The sequence below is a fragment of the Glaciimonas sp. OK215 genome, assembly GCF_057787885.1.
The window spans coordinates 4,173,033-4,189,386 of the sequence record NZ_CM173544.1 but is presented as its reverse complement, the minus strand read 5'-3'; the positions used below and the strand labels follow the sequence as shown (position 1 = coordinate 4,189,386).

12 protein-coding genes are annotated in these 16,354 nt (G+C 57.0%); 5 read left to right on the top strand and 7 right to left on the bottom strand.

Going from position 1 to position 16,354, the window contains the following annotated elements:
* Positions 1 to 141: 141 nt before the first annotated feature.
* Complete coding sequence (locus AC3CHX_RS19325) at positions 142 to 471, bottom strand: BON domain-containing protein (RefSeq protein WP_488629641.1); 330 nt, start codon at positions 469 to 471, stop codon at positions 142 to 144.
* 199 nt (positions 472 to 670) lie between these two features.
* A complete protein-coding gene (locus tag AC3CHX_RS19320) occupies positions 671 to 928 on the bottom strand; it encodes a hypothetical protein (RefSeq protein ID WP_488629640.1) in 258 nt (85 codons plus the stop codon).
* Positions 929 to 1,341: 413 nt separating this feature from the next.
* Here AC3CHX_RS19320 and AC3CHX_RS19315 point away from each other — a divergent pair, with 413 nt between their 5' ends.
* Positions 1,342 to 5,085: a bifunctional diguanylate cyclase/phosphodiesterase gene (locus AC3CHX_RS19315; RefSeq protein ID WP_488629639.1), complete on the top strand. Its 3,744-nt coding sequence runs from the start codon at positions 1,342 to 1,344 to the stop codon at positions 5,083 to 5,085.
* A 51-nt stretch (positions 5,086 to 5,136) separates the two neighbouring features.
* Here AC3CHX_RS19315 and AC3CHX_RS19310 read toward each other — a convergent pair whose 3' ends face one another.
* The gene (locus tag AC3CHX_RS19310; RefSeq protein WP_488629638.1) at positions 5,137 to 6,780 is read right to left on the bottom strand and encodes a bifunctional diguanylate cyclase/phosphodiesterase; all 1,644 of its coding nucleotides are present in this window, start codon (positions 6,778 to 6,780) and stop codon (positions 5,137 to 5,139) included.
* Positions 6,781 to 6,987: 207 nt separating this feature from the next.
* On the opposite strand from AC3CHX_RS19310, the gene AC3CHX_RS19305 reads away from it, so the two are divergent.
* The gene (locus AC3CHX_RS19305) at positions 6,988 to 7,704 is read left to right on the top strand and encodes a class I SAM-dependent methyltransferase (protein ID WP_488629637.1); all 717 of its coding nucleotides are present in this window, start codon (positions 6,988 to 6,990) and stop codon (positions 7,702 to 7,704) included.
* Between the two features lie 7 nt (positions 7,705 to 7,711).
* Here the strand turns inward: AC3CHX_RS19305 and AC3CHX_RS19300 are convergent, their stop codons facing one another.
* Entirely contained in the window at positions 7,712 to 9,178 is a 1,467-nt protein-coding gene (locus AC3CHX_RS19300; RefSeq protein WP_488629636.1) for an aminotransferase-like domain-containing protein, read from the bottom strand.
* Positions 9,179 to 9,356: 178 nt separating this feature from the next.
* Between AC3CHX_RS19300 and AC3CHX_RS19295 the strand changes: the two genes are divergently transcribed.
* Positions 9,357 to 9,662, top strand: a complete 306-nt coding sequence (locus AC3CHX_RS19295; protein WP_488629635.1) for a hypothetical protein — start codon at positions 9,357 to 9,359, stop codon at positions 9,660 to 9,662.
* Between the two features lie 40 nt (positions 9,663 to 9,702).
* Here the strand turns inward: AC3CHX_RS19295 and AC3CHX_RS19290 are convergent, their stop codons facing one another.
* The 3 genes from AC3CHX_RS19290 to AC3CHX_RS19280 all read right to left on the bottom strand — a co-directional run bounded on the left by AC3CHX_RS19290 (position 9,703) and on the right by AC3CHX_RS19280 (position 14,562).
* Positions 9,703 to 11,004 (bottom strand): ABC transporter ATP-binding protein, encoded by a 1,302-nt coding sequence (locus AC3CHX_RS19290; protein ID WP_488629634.1) that lies wholly within the window; start codon positions 11,002 to 11,004, stop codon positions 9,703 to 9,705.
* 12 nt (positions 11,005 to 11,016) lie between these two features.
* On the bottom strand, positions 11,017 to 12,750 hold the full coding sequence (locus AC3CHX_RS19285; protein WP_488629633.1) for an ABC transporter permease: 1,734 nt from the start codon (positions 12,748 to 12,750) through the stop codon (positions 11,017 to 11,019).
* Between the two features lie 369 nt (positions 12,751 to 13,119).
* Positions 13,120 to 14,562: a GGDEF domain-containing protein gene (locus AC3CHX_RS19280; RefSeq protein WP_488629632.1), complete on the bottom strand. Its 1,443-nt coding sequence runs from the start codon at positions 14,560 to 14,562 to the stop codon at positions 13,120 to 13,122.
* Between the two features lie 334 nt (positions 14,563 to 14,896).
* Between AC3CHX_RS19280 and AC3CHX_RS19275 the strand changes: the two genes are divergently transcribed.
* Together AC3CHX_RS19275 and AC3CHX_RS19270 are read left to right on the top strand one after the other, a co-directional pair.
* Positions 14,897 to 15,847: a cupin-like domain-containing protein gene (locus AC3CHX_RS19275; RefSeq protein WP_488629631.1), complete on the top strand. Its 951-nt coding sequence runs from the start codon at positions 14,897 to 14,899 to the stop codon at positions 15,845 to 15,847.
* Between the two features lie 189 nt (positions 15,848 to 16,036).
* Positions 16,037 to 16,333, top strand: a complete 297-nt coding sequence (locus AC3CHX_RS19270; protein ID WP_488629630.1) for an ArsR/SmtB family transcription factor — start codon at positions 16,037 to 16,039, stop codon at positions 16,331 to 16,333.
* Positions 16,334 to 16,354 lie beyond the last annotated feature (21 nt).

Here is a 16,354-nt window from a genome sequence, read left to right as displayed (position 1 = left end):
CGACGAACCGGCGTGGTCTCGAACGTTTTGATAAAAAAATCAAGGCCGCCCCCCGATTCTGCTGGAACCGGGGGGGCCACGCGCAGGCATGACACGGACATAAAATCCGCGCCGGATGCATCTGGTGTGTGAATCAGAACCTTAATCGTCTTTCTTGATTTGCATCTTGCTCTTGACCGAAGTTACGCCTTCGGTTTCGCGTGCAATGGAGACGGCTTTGTCCGCTTCTTCCTGGTTTCTGACTTTTCCGCGCAACACCACCGCGCCCTTGTGGTCGGTATCCACCTTGACATGCATCAGGCTGTCGATCTTTTCGGCTGCCAGCTTGGTTTTGATTTTGGTCGTGATTACCGAGTTCTTGACGAATGCCGCAGGATGGGTGCGGTCTGCATCTGAATCTCCGGCATGGGCCGCAAAGGGCGCCAGCACGGTGCAGATGACGAAACAGCTTGTCGCGAGTTTGATTTTCATGGTCTGTCCTTTTTTAGAGTGGAGTACGCATAATCCCACTGTTTTTAAAGAGTATCTGTTCGCTGACGCACATAGAGGACACTGGGTCAACGAAATCTGCGCTGTGGCTGTTAGCGGGCAGGGCACCTATCAACACACAGTTGTCCGGGGCAGTCAGTTCGGGTCCGCAGCAAGCGGCACTGCATGGGGGGATTCCGTGCTAGGCGCTTGTCGATTCGGACGGCTTTTCCAGATACAGGTCAATGGCATCTTCGAATCCAACCATGATGCGGATCAGGCCGATAAAGCCGATGAGGCAGATGACTATGCCCCCGGTCAGCAAAAAAATGACCTCCTGATCCACGCCCTCATGGAAGAAGGAATTCGCTACGATGGTCGTCGGATTCATTGCGCCCAGCGCAAAACAGGTTACTAAAAATCCGCAGATGGCGATGCCGCCCCAAATATGTCTGTTCATGGTATTCCCTTTAATATCAATGCGAGACGCCGCTCTTTTCCCCAGCGTGATCCGATTGTCCCGCTTTGGCCGAATCCGCTCCGTGCGCTGGCGCACAATTCGCGATATAAAGTTGCGAAACATACATTGGGCTGTGGCCGCTTCACAATACCCCTCGCAATAAAAATTATAAAACTTGCATTCCGGCAACCGCCGGGCCTATGATAAAGCCACTTCAGTATTCGCTTAAAGCCTTTTCCAATCGAGGTCATTACGCACAATTAGCCTAAAATTTTTTAGTTTTCTTATGCCAATGGCTTGCTATGCACCGACTAGGAACGCTGTTCAGGATTGAGTCCAATTGGCGTTGGATAAAAGTGATTTGGCCTCTCCTTGCTACAGCAGCTTTGTTAGTGGGGCTGGGGGTTTTCAGCATGGGCATGCTGTCATCGGTACGTGCTTTTGTTGCGGGCGAAAGCCTGTATTCCAAAGCACAGAAGGACGCAGTCGCACACTTGTTGGAATATGTCACGACGCGTGACCAGCCCCATTATCAAGCGTTTCTGGATGCGATTGCGGTGCCATTGGGAGACCGCAAGGCGCGCCTGGAATTGGAGAGGGCTGCGCCCAACCTTGACATCGCACGCCAGGGTCTGCTTCAAGGTCGGAATCACCCCGATGACATCAATGGCATGATCAGCCTGTTTCGGAATTTTCGACATGTCAGCTTCATGAATGAGGTGATTTCGATTTGGGCTGAGGCCGATAGTCAGGTATCCGAGCTCAACGCCATGGCTGGCCGGCTGCACAGCGCAACGATTGCCGGCGAATTTGACGTAGCCTCGGCGCAAGCCACCCGTGTCCGCATCAAGACTATCAATTTACGCCTCAATCAGCTGGAGGCGGCATTTTCGTTCAGCCTGGGAGATGCATCACGCAAATTGCAGCAGCTCCTGCTCCTTGGGACGCTGGCAATTGCAGCGGCCCTGATGGGAGCCGCCAGCTTTATTTCGCGTTCCATTCTGCAAAAAAAAGAGGAATTTGAAAATGCGCTGCGCATCAGCGAGGAGCGCCTGCAACTTGCCATGCGTGGCACCAGCGACGGATTGTGGGACTGGGATATCCTCGCAAAGAGCGTGTATTATTCGCCCCGCCTGAAAGAACTGCTGGAGCAGGGAGGCGATGAAATTCACCATACGCCGGACCATTTTCTCAAATATGTCCACCCGCAAGATCAGGGCGCCGTAAGTGCGGCCATGAAAAATTATTTGCGCAACAATTCCTCCTATGACGTTGAGTACCGCATTTTCACGCAATCCGGCAAGTTACGCTGGGTGCGCTCACGCGCGCAGTCGGCGCTTGATTCGAAAGGTGAGCCGGTGCGCATGGCGGGCTCAATTACTGATATCACTGAACGCAAACAGGCGGCATTGGAACTGACGCGCACCAATCGCGCATTACAAATGCTGAGCCGCTGCAACGAAGCCGTGATCCGGGCGGAAAGCGAGTACGAGCTGCTCCTGCATATATGTCGCCTGGCGATAGACGTCGGCGGCTACCGCCTGGCGTGGGTGGGCTACGCACAGGACGATGCAGCCCGCACAATCACGCCAGCGGCGCAGGCAGGAAATCATGACGATACAACCTACCTCGACGGAATCAGACTGAGTTGGTCCGAGGATGACGCGGCAGGCCGGGGGCCGGCGGGCCGGGCCATCCGCGGCGGCGTGCCGGTCGTGGTCGAAGATATCGCGCAGGAGTCCAGCTCCTCGCCATGGCTGGCAGCTGCGCAACGGCGCGGCTACCGTGGCGGGATCTACCTGCCGCTGTGCGATAAAGGCCGCACCTTCGGCTTGCTGGCCTTATATTCCGAAGAGATCATCGCGGTGTCGGGCGACGAAATCAAGCTGCTCAAGGAACTGGCAGATGACCTGGCATTCGGCATTAGCAACATCCGCGTTGGGTATGCGCAGCAGCAAATCCAGTCAGCCGTTCTGAAAATCGCAGCTGGCGTTTCTGCCAGCACCGGCACGGAGTTCTTTGAGCAATTGGCCCGCAATATGGCGGAGGCGCTGGGAGCGAGTGCTGGATTTGTGGCACGCTTGCTGCCTGGAAAACCGCTTACCGCCCGCATATTGGCGGCGGTAATTGATGGCAGAGTTGCGGATAATTTCGACTACGTCATCGCATGTAATGCTTGCGAAGAAATTCTGGCTGCCGACAATTTTCTTGTACCTGACGAGATTGCCATGAATTTTTCCCGGTCACCGTCGCTGACGGCGCTCGGCACGCAGGCATACGTCGGCTGGCGCCTCGACAATTCGGCTGGACAGCCCATCGGCTTGCTCTTCATATTGTTTCGCGAACCGTTGAAAAAACTTGATTTCGTCACCTCCACGCTGCAGATCTTTGCCGCCCGGGCCGCCGCCGAAATGGAGCGTCAGGAAACGGATGTCCGGATTCGCGATCAGGCATCGCTGCTCGACAAGGCACAGGACGCGATTATTGTGCGCGGGATGGATCATCGTATTCTGTTCTGGAATAAAAGCGCCGAGCGGCTCTATGGCTGGACCCGGGAAGAGGTGCTTGGTAGCGCGATGGACGACCTGTTCTTTGATAATCCTGCCGCCTTCGACGAGGCCAACCACGAGGCAGTGGAGCTCGGCGAATGGAGCGGCGAGATCAGCCGGCGGCGTAAGGATGGCACTACGCTGAGCGTGGAAAGCCGTTGGACTCTGGTGAGAAATGATGACGGTCGGCCGCAATCCATTCTTGCCATCGACACGGATATTACGCAACGCAAGGCGGCTGAACATGAAGTCCAGCACCTGGCTTTCTACGACCCTCTGACCTTGCTGCCTAACCGGCAACTATTGATAAATCGGCTTCAAAAAGCGCTGGCGACCAACGTCCGCAGCCAGCAGACCGGAGCGCTACTGTTCATCGATCTGGACAACTTCAAGATCATCAACGATACCCTTGGGCACGACAAGGGTGATCTGCTGCTGCAACAAGCCGCTGTGCGACTGGCGACCTGCGTGCGCATGAGCGACACCGTGGCCCGTCTGGGCGGGGACGAATTCGTGGTGATGCTGCTGGGCCTGGATGCAAGCCTGGCGGAAGCCGCGCTTCAGGCGAAGATTGTCGGCGAAAAAATCCTGGCCATCCTCAGCCAGCCCTACCTGATCGCCGGGCTTGAACACCACAGTACTTCCAGCATAGGCATTACCCAGTTCAGCGATCCGCAGGACACCGTGGGTGACCTGTTGAAACAAGCCGATCTCGCGATGTATCAGGCCAAGGCGGCGGGCCGGAATGCCATGCGCTTCTTCGATGTCGAGATGCAGGCAGCTGTCACCGCTCGTGCAGCCATGGAAGTGGACTTGCGCCAGGGCCTGTCGCGCAATGAGTTCCTTCTGTATTACCAGCCGCAGATGGATGGAGACGGCTGCATGACAGGTGCCGAGGCACTGGTGCGCTGGCAGCATCCGCGGCGTGGCCTGGTTCCTCCTGCTGAATTCATCTTGCTGGCCGAAGATACCGGGCTCATTCTGCCGTTGGGCCAATGGGTGCTGGAAACCGCCTGCGCGCAACTGGCGACTTGGGCGACACGGCCGGAAACGGCGCAATTTACCATTGCGGTGAATGTCAGCGTTCGCCAGTTCCGCCATCCGGACTTCGTGCATCAGGTGACGACAGTGCTGGATCGTAGCGGCGCCAATCCGCAGAGACTGAAGCTGGAGCTTACCGAGAGCCTGATCGTGGACGATATGGACGCTACCATCGCCAAAATGACGGTACTGAAAGATCAGGGAGTGAGTTTTTCGCTGGACGACTTCGGGACCGGCTATTCCTCTCTTTCTTATCTGAAGCGCCTGCCCCTGGACCAGTTAAAGATTGATCAGTCTTTCGTCAAGGACATACTGATTGACCCGAATGATGCTGCCATTGCCCGCACCATCGTGGCTTTGGGGAGGAGCCTGGGACTGACGGTGATTGCCGAGGGGGTGGAAACCGACGCCCAGAGAGACTTTCTCGCTCACCATGGCTGTCATGCCTATCAGGGCTACCTGTTCAGCCGGCCTGTGCCGATTGCGCAACTGGAGACGTTCATGCAAGCGCATACTCCGGCCAGAATGCCTGGAACTGCGAAACCTGCATTGGGGAAAGTCCGATAAGCTGGATTTGCTGCGAAACGGATCCAGTGAGCCGGCGCCCCCGTACGGGCATCAAATGGTGAGGGATTTCAGCGCCTCATCGAAAACACGAAACTCATTCTTCCCCGCCCGTTTGGCTTGATACATGGCGATATCGGCCTGCGACATCAATTGCGAAGCAGAGATGCTGCTGCCGCAATACAGCGCAATACCGATCGACGCGCCGAGCGTAAATGTCTTGCCTTCGAGATAAAAAGGCATGCCGATCGCCGCCAGCAATTGCTGCGCGACGCGAATCGCCGCGTCGCGGGTATCGTTGAGATCGGTCAACAGGACGACAAACTCGTCGCCGCCGAGACGCGCCACGGTATCGGTGCGCCGGCGTCCGTCCGATAGGCGCGCCGCGACCTGGCACAGGATGGCATCGCCGACTTCATGTCCATATTGATCGTTGATCGGCTTAAAATCATCGAGATCGCAAAACAACAGCGCAAAATGCGAGCCGTCGCGCTCGGCCCGCGCCAACGCTTGTTGCGAACGGTCTTCCAGCATGGCCCGGTTGTATAAACCGGTGAGCGCGTCGTGATGTGCCATAAATACCAGCCGCGCCTCGCTCGCCTTGAGCGCGGTTTCCTTTTCATGCAGCCGCGCCACCAGATAATTAAAGCCGAGCACCAGATCGCCTACCTCGTCCCGGTGCTTGACAGGCAGCGGCCCCAGTTGGCGTTTGCCGTCCGCCATCTCGCGCATCGAACGTGCCGCATCCGTCAGTGGCCGCAATATGCGCGGCAACAGCAACATCAATAGCGCCATCATCCCGACCAGCATCGCCAGCGTGTACTTAAAGACCAGACTACGCATTGCCGCAAGCGGGTGGAACACTTCCGCAGCAGGGATGCGGGCGACGACAAACCATCCGGTGCTGGGCACCGTCACCATGGCCGACAGTTCCTCGACGCCGTTGGCGTTGATAGTGGTGCCAGTGCCGCGGTAACCTGCCATGGCCCGATCGTGCAGCAGGTTCACGCCGGGCGCCGGGGTCGGCCTTAATACCATGGCCGGGTCGCTGGCGCCGACGAACAGTTTGTCGGCCGGCGATACCAAAAGGAAGCCGCCGCTTGCGCCGAGCCGGACTTCTTGCAGGCGATCGAGAAAGCCCGGTGTATTCAGCACAACCACCCCCGCCAGCACCGCCACCACGCGCCTGGCGGCGTCGCGTACGGGTGCCGCCATGATCAGGATCGGTTGGCCGTTGGCGCGTCCGCGCTGCGGCTTACTCATCACCGGCACATCGGCACGCAACGCCGCCTGGAACCAGTCGGCATCAGAATAGATGAGATGATTGCGCCCGGCCACCACCGGATATTCCGCAAGCAGGCCGCTGCCATCCGGTCGCAGCACCAGCAACCCGCTATTAAATAAGGGGTTCACACGCTGTCTTTCCTGAATCCAAAGCGCCAGTTTCCCGGGCTGCTGCACCAGCGCGGGCGGCAGCGCGGTACTCAGTTCGCCGATCAGCGCGCGGCGCGCCAGGATACTGTGATCAATGTCGCGCGCGACATAAGACGCAATCGACAATTGCTGGGCCGCCACCTGGTCGCGCAGGAGTTCCTGCGCAACGGGCAGCGCAACAAACAAGCGCAGCACAACGCCGGCCACGACGAGCAATACGCCGAGCCCGATGAAGCGGAACTTGATGCTTTGGAAAATTGGCATTGGGCAATGATACAGAAAATCGGCTTACGTACACTCACGTACATTCTAAGGTTGGTTGCCACGCAGCATTTTCATTTTTAGGCGAGTTGCTGGCTGGTAATGTTTATACCAGGATAAATGTCAATATTGCAATAGGATAAAGTCGCTGGTACGCTTGGCATGACTAGCTTAATTTCCTATTTACCTATCTTCAGAAGGAATACCGTCATGACCACAGCAGCGACTGACAGCGCCGGCAAGTTCGACGCTTCCCGTGCCGGCGAATATGAACAACAAAGCCGCATAGCGCTGGCCGGCTATGACGCCTGCCACGAACTGGCCGCCTGCATGCTGGCGGCATCCATCGGGACTGAAACCGCTGCGCATGTTTTGGTAGTCGGTGTCGGCGGTCCCGCACAGGAGATTACGAACGCAGGAAGGTTGGCGCCAAATTGGCGGTTTACCGCGGTTGATCCTTCGCAGCCTATGCTGGACATCGCGCTGGCGCGGGTGGCAGAGGCGGGCTTGATGGCGCGCACGGCGGCGAGCTTGGGTAGGGTAGAGGATCTACCGGTAGAACCCGTATTCGATGCTGCCACCCTGATCGGCGTGCTGCATCACCTGCCGGGAGATGCCGCAAAGCTGTCAATTCTTCAAGCCATTGCCTGCCGTCTGAAACCGGGGGCGCCGCTGATCCTGGCAGGCAATCACCATGCGTATGCGAGTCAGCCGCTGTTACTCGCGGCCTGGGGGGAGCGCTGGCGCATGCAGGGCGCATCGCCAGACGAGGTAAAGGCAAAGCTCGGCAAGATCCTGCAGGGCGCAGACCCGCCGCATTCAGAAGACGCAGTCGCAACGCTGCTTGCGGATGGCGGCTTCGGCAAGCCGCTGAGATTTTTTTCAAGCTTGTTCTGGGGGGCCTGGATTGCTCACCGACGCAGCTAACAGCCGTTTAGGACACCATTCCCAGACCCTGCTGCGCCAGCGCGCGCATGATATTGCCAAGCTGGACATACGCCTGCTTGACCTCATCCGAGAAAGGCATGCCGCAATTGAGGCGGATGAAATGGTCGAAGCGATGCGAGTTGGAAAACAGCAATCCCGGAGAAATCAGTATGTCGCGAGCAAGTGCCGCCTCAAATACTTTTTTGGAAGACAGGCCTGCAGGCAGTTCCACCCACATCGACACGCCGCCATTCGGCAGGCTGCAGCGCGTACCTTCGGGGAAGTGCATGGAAATGGCCTCGGCGGTCAGATCGCGTTGCGTACGCAGCGCACCGCGTATCCCGCGCAGATGCCTGTCGTACGCTGGCGAAGCCATGAATTCTGCGGCGATAGTTTGCGACCACTCGTCGTTGTAACGGGTCTGCGCATACTTGAGCATGTTGACGCGGGCTTGCCATCGTCCGGCCACCATCCAGCCCAGCCGCAAGCCGGGTGCCAGGATCTTGTGCAGCGAGGCGCAATGGATGACATTGCCTGAGGTGTCGTGCGCTTTCAGCGATGTCAGCGGCGGGCCGTCGTGTACCAGTGCGCTATACGAATCGTCTTCGATCAGCGCGATGTCGTTGGTTTCGCACAGTTGCACCAGGCGCTTCTTGTGCGTCTCCGGCATGATGCTGCCGAGCGGATTTTGCAGATGCGGCACCACTACGATCGCCTTGATGTTGTCGTAGGTCCGGATGGCTAACTCCAGCGCTTCGAGCGAGATACCGGTTTGCGCACTGGTGGGGATTTCAAGCGCGCGCATGCCCAGGCTTTCCATCACCTGCAGCAGACCGTAAAAGGTCGGCGATTCGACGGCGATGACGTCGCCCGGCTGCGCCACGGCGCGCAGCGCAAGATTGAGCGCTTCGATGCAGCCATGCGTGACCAGGATGTCATCCGGGTTCAGGGTCATGCCGCTGGCCAGCGCACGCTTGGCCAATACATGCTTGAAGGCGGCGTTGCCGGTGGGAGAACTCTGTTTCGAAAACATGCTGTGGTGCTGCCGCAATGCCCTGGCAGCGAGCGCGTTGAGTTGCTTGCCCGGATACAGTTCCGGCGCACCCGCGGCGCGGCCGAGATTGATACGCACCTTGCGCTGCCCCATCGAGATGATTTCGGAGACTTTTTGATGGATGCCGACGAACTGCGCAGCATCGTGCGGCCTGGTCATGTCAGGCTCGGTTACCGCCATCATGCCCGGCCGTTTTGGCGACCTGACGAAATAACCGGAACGCGGCCGCGCTTCGAGCCAGCCTTCGCTCTCCAGAAAACGGCAAGCCTGGAGTGCGGTGGAGAGACTGACGGCGTGCTGCCGCATCAGGGCGCGCACCGATGGCACCCGATCGCCGGGATGCAGGACGCGCGCTTTGATCGCATCCAGATAGTGGGCGGCGAGTTGGCGATACAGAGGCTGCTGGGTTTTGCTATCCATGCGTAATGATCTAGTGAATGTTCAGCGTCGAATAGATACAGAGGTCTTGAAAACAGGGGGTAACAGACGTCTAAATGTGCCTGTGATGCGATACAGATTGTATCGGTCTGTGCATTTCGCTGCATTTGCTATCGGCTTACTCTGGATCATCTTCCTCAACGACTAATGAGCTACCACCATGCAAACTCGCGAACTGATGGCAGGACAGACATTCTACTTTTACGCCAGCTCCGGCACCGGCGTCGTACTGCTGGACGGAAGTATGTGCGTGACGCTCCGCAATGTGCAAATGGATGGTTACGGCTGGAATGAGGAAATGACACTGATTGGAAGCGGCGAGTGGGTGGCGCCGCGCTCAGGGTGGATACGCATCGATGCGCGGGATCGTGTCTCGCTGTATATCGCCGAACCGCAGCCGCTGCAGTGGGGGGCAAGCATGGTGAAGACGTTGAAGCGTTTGCTGGGCAAGCCTGTCAGCGCGTAGATCAGATTTGCTGCGCTGCTCGCGCAGCGCAATAACAAGGCTAACTGGCTATATCTTCGAGACTGAAGATTTCCCTCTTGTCGTCATAAGAAAAAATTTCGGCGTAGCGCCCCCAGCTAATAATGGCATCTATCGTTTCTTCAGCGGCGTTATCGCTCAAATTATCTTCCAATTCCTGCTGAAAACGCGCGCGCGGCGCACGCTGGCCGGGTCTTTCCTGCAATACCGACTTGATGCGCGCCGCCAAAGGGACCTGGCGCAGCAGTTGTTGCGCAAATGCTTGCTTGCGTTCCTGCACGCCATGCTCGGCAAACGCCAGGCCTAAAGGGGTGAGGGTGATGTCGCCTTCTGTCATTTCGGCGAATCCCAGATAATGCAGTACTTCAGCCACAGGAAACAGGTCATCGACTTCCAGGTGGAGCCGTTCGGAAATGTCCGGCATGTCGGCCCGGCCGTTGTATGGCGCGGCTGCCACTGTTTCCAGCAGGCCTGCCATCAAGTTGGTCGAAACGGGATTGAGCCGGCTTCCGAGTTCCAGTCCGGGGCTGCTGCGGCTGGAAATCGGTTGTAATCTGGCGGTCATCTTGGCGTAGATATCATCGACCAGTTGGCGAAATGCAGGGTCCAGCCGGTTGCGCGGATGCGCGAACGGTACTTTTATCTCGGCAATGACACGACCGGGGTTGGACGAGAGAACCAGGATCCGGTCGCACATGAACACGGCTTCCTCGATGTTATGGGTGACGATCAGTATCGACTTGATGGGCAGTCGGCCATCGTTCCACAGGTCAAGCAGATCGGTGCGCAAGGTCTCCGCGGTGAGCACGTCCAGCGCGGAAAAAGGCTCGTCCATCAGCAGCAAAGTGGGATCGACAACCAATGCTCTGGCAAAGCCGACACGTTGTCGCATACCGCCGGAAAGTTCACGAGGGTAGGCATTTTCAAATCCGTCCAGGCCGATCAGGTCGATCGCCGCCAGCGCACGTTTGCGGCGCTCTTCCGGCGGCGTGCCGAGCGCTTCGAGGCCGGCTTCGACGTTGTCCAGAACGGTCAGCCACGGGAACAGGGCGAAGGTCTGAAACACCATGGCCACCCCATCGGCAGGCCCCTTCACGGGTTGGCCGCGATAGCTCACCTCGCCGCCGGTGGGGTGAATTAATCCTGCAATAATGCGCAATAGAGACGACTTGCCGCACCCGGAGCGTCCAAGCAGGCCGACGATCTCTCCTTCATGCAAGGTCATGCTGACATCATCCAGCACCAGCAGCTCACCTTGCGATTTGGCAAAACCGCGTCGCACATGGCTGACATTCAGTATTTCATTTTGGGTTATTTTCGGCATTTGGATTTTTGCTCAATTCGAGTTCATTTTGCTGTCGGCGAAGTGGTACATCGGTCGCCACAGCAGACGGTTGAACAGCACCACGAATAGCGACATGACAGCGATACCCAGGATGATGCGGGGAAAGTCGCCGGCGGCGGTGTACTGCGCAATGTAAGAGCCCAGTCCATGGGCGTTGAGTTTGGTATCGCCCCACGAAACCGATTCGGAAACGATGCTGGCATTCCAGGCCCCGCCGGAAGCCGTGATCGCGCCGGTGACGTAGTAAGGAAAAATACCCGGCAGCATGGCTTTGCACCACCATTGCCAGCCGCGAATTTTAAAATTCACCGCGACTTCCCGATAGTCGTTGGGATACGCCATGGCACCGGCAATCACATTGAACAGGATGTACCACTGCGTACCCAGCACAATCAGCGGGCTTAACCATATGTCGGGGTTGCCATTGAAGCGAACAATCAGAATCACGAACACCGGAAATAGCAGGTTGGCCGGAAACGCCGCCAGGAACTGGGCCAGTGGCTGGATTTTCTCGGCCAAGCGCGGCCGCAAGCCGATTAATACACCCAGCGGTACCCATATCACGGAGGCGATCGCAATCAGCAGCATCACCCGCAGCAGCGTGTAGACACCCAGCAGCAGCACCGTGCCGACTTCACCGACAGTTACCTCTGTTCCGACGAAGGTGACAACCCGCCAAATGATCCAGCATCCGAGCAGCAGCAGCGTGGCGTTCCATGCGAAGTCCACCAGCGCACTGGGCGTCTGGTGCGGGTCCTTTTTGCCGAGCGCGCCCGGGTTAAAGCGCAAGGGTGTCGTGATCACGCGGCGGAACAGCTGGCCGAACGGTGCCAGCATTGATTGAATCAGGCGCGTGCGTTGGATCAGGTTGAGCAGCCATGAAGAGGGCGCAAACTGCGCACTGGTGTTTTCCATGCGAAATTTATCGGCCCAGGCGACCAGCGGCCGAAACAGCAACTGATCGTAAGCAATGATGACCGCGGTCATGACGACAATCACCCATCCGACGGCACCCAAATTGTGTTCGCTGATCGCCAGCGCCAGATAGGAGCCGACGCCGGGTAAAGTAATACTCTTGTTGCCCACCGTGATGGCCTCTGCCGCCACCACGAAGAACCAGCCGCCGGACATGCTCATCATCATGTTCCAGATCAGGCCCGGTATGGCGAAGGGGACCTCCAGCTTCCAGAAGCGTTGCCACCCGGAAAGGTGAAAGCTGCGTGAGACTTCCTGCAAATCCTCAGGAATGGTCGTCAACGATTGATAAAAACTGAACGCCATATTCCATGCCTGACTGGTAAAGATGGCAAAGATTGCCGCCAGCTCGGCGCCGATCACCCGCCCGGGAAAAAGCGCTATGAAAAAAGTGACCGTGAACGAGATGTAACCAAGCACCGGCACCGATTGCAGCACGTCCAATGCCGGAATCAGCAGTTTCTCCGCGCGACGGCTCTTGGCCGCAACGGTGGCGTAGATCAGCGTGAATATCAGCGAAGCGGCCATCGCTGCCAACATGCGCAGCGTGGTGCGAAGGGCATATTCAGGCAGGTTGTGAGGGTCGAGAGTGACGACATTTTCGGCGAGGCTGGACAGCGGTGCCAGGGTTTCCTTAACGCCTATCCCGCTAAAAGCAATAATACCGATAACAAGTGGGAAAACCAGAAAATCCCAGCGGTTGGGGGTAAGTCTTTTTGACAGAGGTAATGCGTGAACATTTGCAGTCATACCTGGAATTCCTGATTACCTAAGCTATAAGTTTCAATGAAGGGGATGTGGGATCTGATTGCCGGGACGTATTTTTTCATACATCCAATTACCTTACCAAGCGAATATTGCATTCTGATGACATGTGTTGCGATAATTGGAAAAAGACGCAAATAGGTGGATTCGTTCGGCTCCGGCATCCCATCGAAGTTCATGCGCCGGACTGGCAGATGCTGGTATTGGCGTGGTTTGTTCTGCTGGTGCCGGCAATGCGGCCAATCTTGCCGCCATGGCGGGACGTGCCTGTCCGACACGTCCTGAGTGCTTTGCGGGGCGGCCGGGAATGGACGGTCCCGTCTTGACGCGCTTGGCCGAGTACGGAAATCCGGGTTAAAACGCCACGACCCGGTTGCGGCCCGCTACTTTGGCCCGATACATGCGTTCATCGGCTATCTTGAGGCAGGCCTCAAGGGTATTGCCATCGAGGCCGAATTCGGCAACCCCGATGCACATGCTGACTTTGGCGCCGGGTTCTTGCGCGATCTTGACGTTATCCTCAAGCTGGCTGCGGCAGCGTTCGCCGATGATGGTGGCCCCGTCGCGCGTGGTGCCCGGTAGCGCAATGATGAATTCGTCGCCGCCGAATCGGCCGATCAGGTCGCCCGGGCGCAGTATCGTTTTCATTTGGGCGACCAGCATCATGAGTAGTGCGTCGCCGGCGTGATGCCCGTAGCGGTCGTTGGTGTATTTGAAGTGATCCAGATCCAGGGCCAGTATTGACAGCGGTTCACCGGTGCGCTCCGAACGCGCAATCTCGATCCCGGTTCTGGCCAGGAATTCCCGGCGATTTGCCGCGCCGGTCAGGGGGTCGGTCGCGGCCTGATGCTCAAGCGCTTCATGTGCCTTACGCAACTCCATGAGCGCGTTTTCAGCGCGGGCATTGGTGGTCCGGAGCTGGTTCATCAGTTCTTCCTGGCGCAATATGGTCGAAAAGGCGCGGGTGGTGAAAAAAGCAGTGACAACGCCGTAACTCAGGATAAAAAATCCGGCAGCGAAGATGGCATGGCCAAGCCACCACATATGATTCCAGGGTTTGGCCAGCACAAAGGCCAGCGAGGACTGGGCAAAGTAAGCCAGTGACATCGTGAAGAAAATGGTCATCAACGGCGACTTGATACGGCGCGCAAAAACCACGGCGATTCCCAGCAGGGAGATACACAAAGCGCCAATTTCCATCGATAGCCTGAGCGCCGGATGGCCGCCGATAGGAGATAACGCGAGGGCGCCAACCGCCAGATCGATCAAGATGAAAATAGCGGCCCAGCGCCACCAATACGCGGCATGCGCGCGCCGTTCGGTCAGTTCGGCCGGTTGGCCGTAGGACAGCAGTCCGGCAAAGAAGAAGACTGCCATCAGGATCCTGGAAGCAGGGCCGTACAATAAAAATAGCGCCATGTGGTGATGCGCCATGCCGGTAAATACGCCATGCGGCAGGTAAATCAGCGTGAATCCAAGAAAACCCAGCGTCAGCCAGCGCAGAAACGACTCGCCGGAATACTGATAGCAGCGCCAGGTGACATACGATACGAACGCACCTTCCAGCGTAGCCACCCCGATAGCCAGCTCATGAAAGCCGTGGTCTTCGAATAGCAGCAGCGGACTTTGGAACAGATTTAAATAAATAATGGTTGCCAGCGGCAACAATCCGAACAGCAGCAGGAGCAGTACCGAATATGCCTTGGTGACTATACGGACATATAGTTGAAGACGATTGCTGTTTGATGGCGGCACCAACGATGCTGTTTCCAGGTATTGTGGGTCATCGAGTCGCATGGGATACCCTTGCTATGAAGATACGCCTACACACGCGCAACTGTAGCTGGGAACAAGTTGCCGCATGGAACTATAGCTTACGAGTATCGTTGACTTCTGTCTACTTTATGCGTTGATCTCGATTGGCGACGGTTGCACCGCAGGTACAGCGGACCGATGTCTTTGGTGTTTAAACATGCGAAATCCTTATCAATCATCGCTAACGTTATAACCGGGTATTATGTTGACTCTGGATTGATTGCCAGAGCGCATTTTCTCGGATCGAGCCTGATGTATGCGACAGGATTTGCGTTTACACTCCTACCTTCCATTTTCCAGCCTGCAGACTTTCTGTATGACTTCAATCATCGGCCCTACTTTTCAATTAGTTGACGAAATCGATGCGGCACAACTTGCCCGGAAAGGCGGTTTTGGTGCACGCACGTCACCGCTATTGGTCAAGGGCGCGCTCCACGGCTGGCCCGCCCAAAAGGACTGGTCCTTCGAGTATTTGTCGCAATTGCGTCACAAGGACGGTGCGGAGCCGGTCGTAAAATTCCAGAATGGCCTGGTGGAGCAGGGAGCGACCAGGCAGCGGCCATGGCTTCCGGTTGGCCCCTATTTGCAGGAGCTTGCGGCGGCGGCGGCACAGCCGTTAAGCGATGATGTCGGTTTGTTGTCAAACAGGCAGCGACGACTGCTTGGCAAGGACGAGCGTTTTTCTCTCGACTGGTCGCACATGCAATCCTTCCGTCCGGACCGGCTGTATCTGGCGCAGTGGAATATTCTGGACGAGTTTCCGGCGCTCAGGCGCGATTTCGCCATTCGTGATTTGTGGCCGGGGCGGCGCTGGACCTGGGAATATGTGTTCGTCGGACCGGCCAACACGGTCACGGGTTTACACTACGACTTCCCGAACAATTGGTTTTGCCAGATGCGCGGCACCAAGGAATTCCTGCTGTTTCCACCAGAGCAAACGCCGCACATGTGCGTTTCGGCCAAGTATGACTGGGGTGCGACGCTGAGCGATATCAATATCTCCCGACTGACGGAGCAGCCGCAGCAATTGCGCGAATTCGAGAAAACCCAAGGACTGTACGCGCGGGTTGAGCCGGGCGACGCACTGTTTATTCCGAAGCACACCTGGCATGCGGTGGTATCGCTCGAACCATCCATCAGCCTGGGTGTATTCGGTTTGACCGCCGGCGAGATTCTGTTTGAAGGAGGACCGACTTCGGTCAAGGATTTCATGCACAGGCTGCATCTTTATCGATGGGGCAATTGCACCTGCCATAAGGCAGCGTAGCTGGCTGCAAATAAGCAGCATATGTGATTGGCGCTGGTCTGGCGTTTTGGAACAGGCGCAAATTGGGAAGCAGCCGGTTTCGGGAGCGCCCAGCAAACTTTTCATGAATATCGTAATATGGCGATATTAATTTCTATAAACCACAATATTTGTTTCTGCTAAAGACGAAACAGGTATTCGGTAAACACCATGAACTTCGATCTCATACACAAAGCACTCGCCAATCCGGTACGGCGCCAGATACTCCAATGGCTCAAGACGCCTGAAGAGCATTTCGGCGCTCAGGAATATCCGCTCGATCTGGGCGTTTGTTGCGGCTTGATTGATAAACGCACCGGATTGTCGCAGTCGACGGTCTCGGCACATCTGGCGACTTTGCAGCGGGCCGAGCTGGTGACCACGAAGCGCGTCGGACAGTGGGTTTTCTATCGCCGCAACGAAACAACGATCCAGGCGTTTCTTGAACACATCAACGGCGATTTGTGAATTTTTTTCTGTCGCTGACTC

Coding starts and splice junctions, on each gene's coding strand:
- AC3CHX_RS19325 (WP_488629641.1), bottom strand. CDS start 471: ATGAAAATCAAACTCGCGACAAGCTGTTTCGTCATCTGCACCGTGCTG.
- AC3CHX_RS19320 (WP_488629640.1), bottom strand. CDS start 928: ATGAACAGACATATTTGGGGCGGCATCGCCATCTGCGGATTTTTAGTA.
- AC3CHX_RS19315 (WP_488629639.1), top strand. CDS start 1,342: ATGGGCATGCTGTCATCGGTACGTGCTTTTGTTGCGGGCGAAAGCCTG.
- AC3CHX_RS19310 (WP_488629638.1), bottom strand. CDS start 6,780: ATGCCAATTTTCCAAAGCATCAAGTTCCGCTTCATCGGGCTCGGCGTA.
- AC3CHX_RS19305 (WP_488629637.1), top strand. CDS start 6,988: ATGACCACAGCAGCGACTGACAGCGCCGGCAAGTTCGACGCTTCCCGT.
- AC3CHX_RS19300 (WP_488629636.1), bottom strand. CDS start 9,178: ATGGATAGCAAAACCCAGCAGCCTCTGTATCGCCAACTCGCCGCCCAC.
- AC3CHX_RS19295 (WP_488629635.1), top strand. CDS start 9,357: ATGCAAACTCGCGAACTGATGGCAGGACAGACATTCTACTTTTACGCC.
- AC3CHX_RS19290 (WP_488629634.1), bottom strand. CDS start 11,004: ATGCCGAAAATAACCCAAAATGAAATACTGAATGTCAGCCATGTGCGA.
- AC3CHX_RS19285 (WP_488629633.1), bottom strand. CDS start 12,750: ATGACTGCAAATGTTCACGCATTACCTCTGTCAAAAAGACTTACCCCC.
- AC3CHX_RS19280 (WP_488629632.1), bottom strand. CDS start 14,562: ATGCGACTCGATGACCCACAATACCTGGAAACAGCATCGTTGGTGCCG.
- AC3CHX_RS19275 (WP_488629631.1), top strand. CDS start 14,897: ATGACTTCAATCATCGGCCCTACTTTTCAATTAGTTGACGAAATCGAT.
- AC3CHX_RS19270 (WP_488629630.1), top strand. CDS start 16,037: ATGAACTTCGATCTCATACACAAAGCACTCGCCAATCCGGTACGGCGC.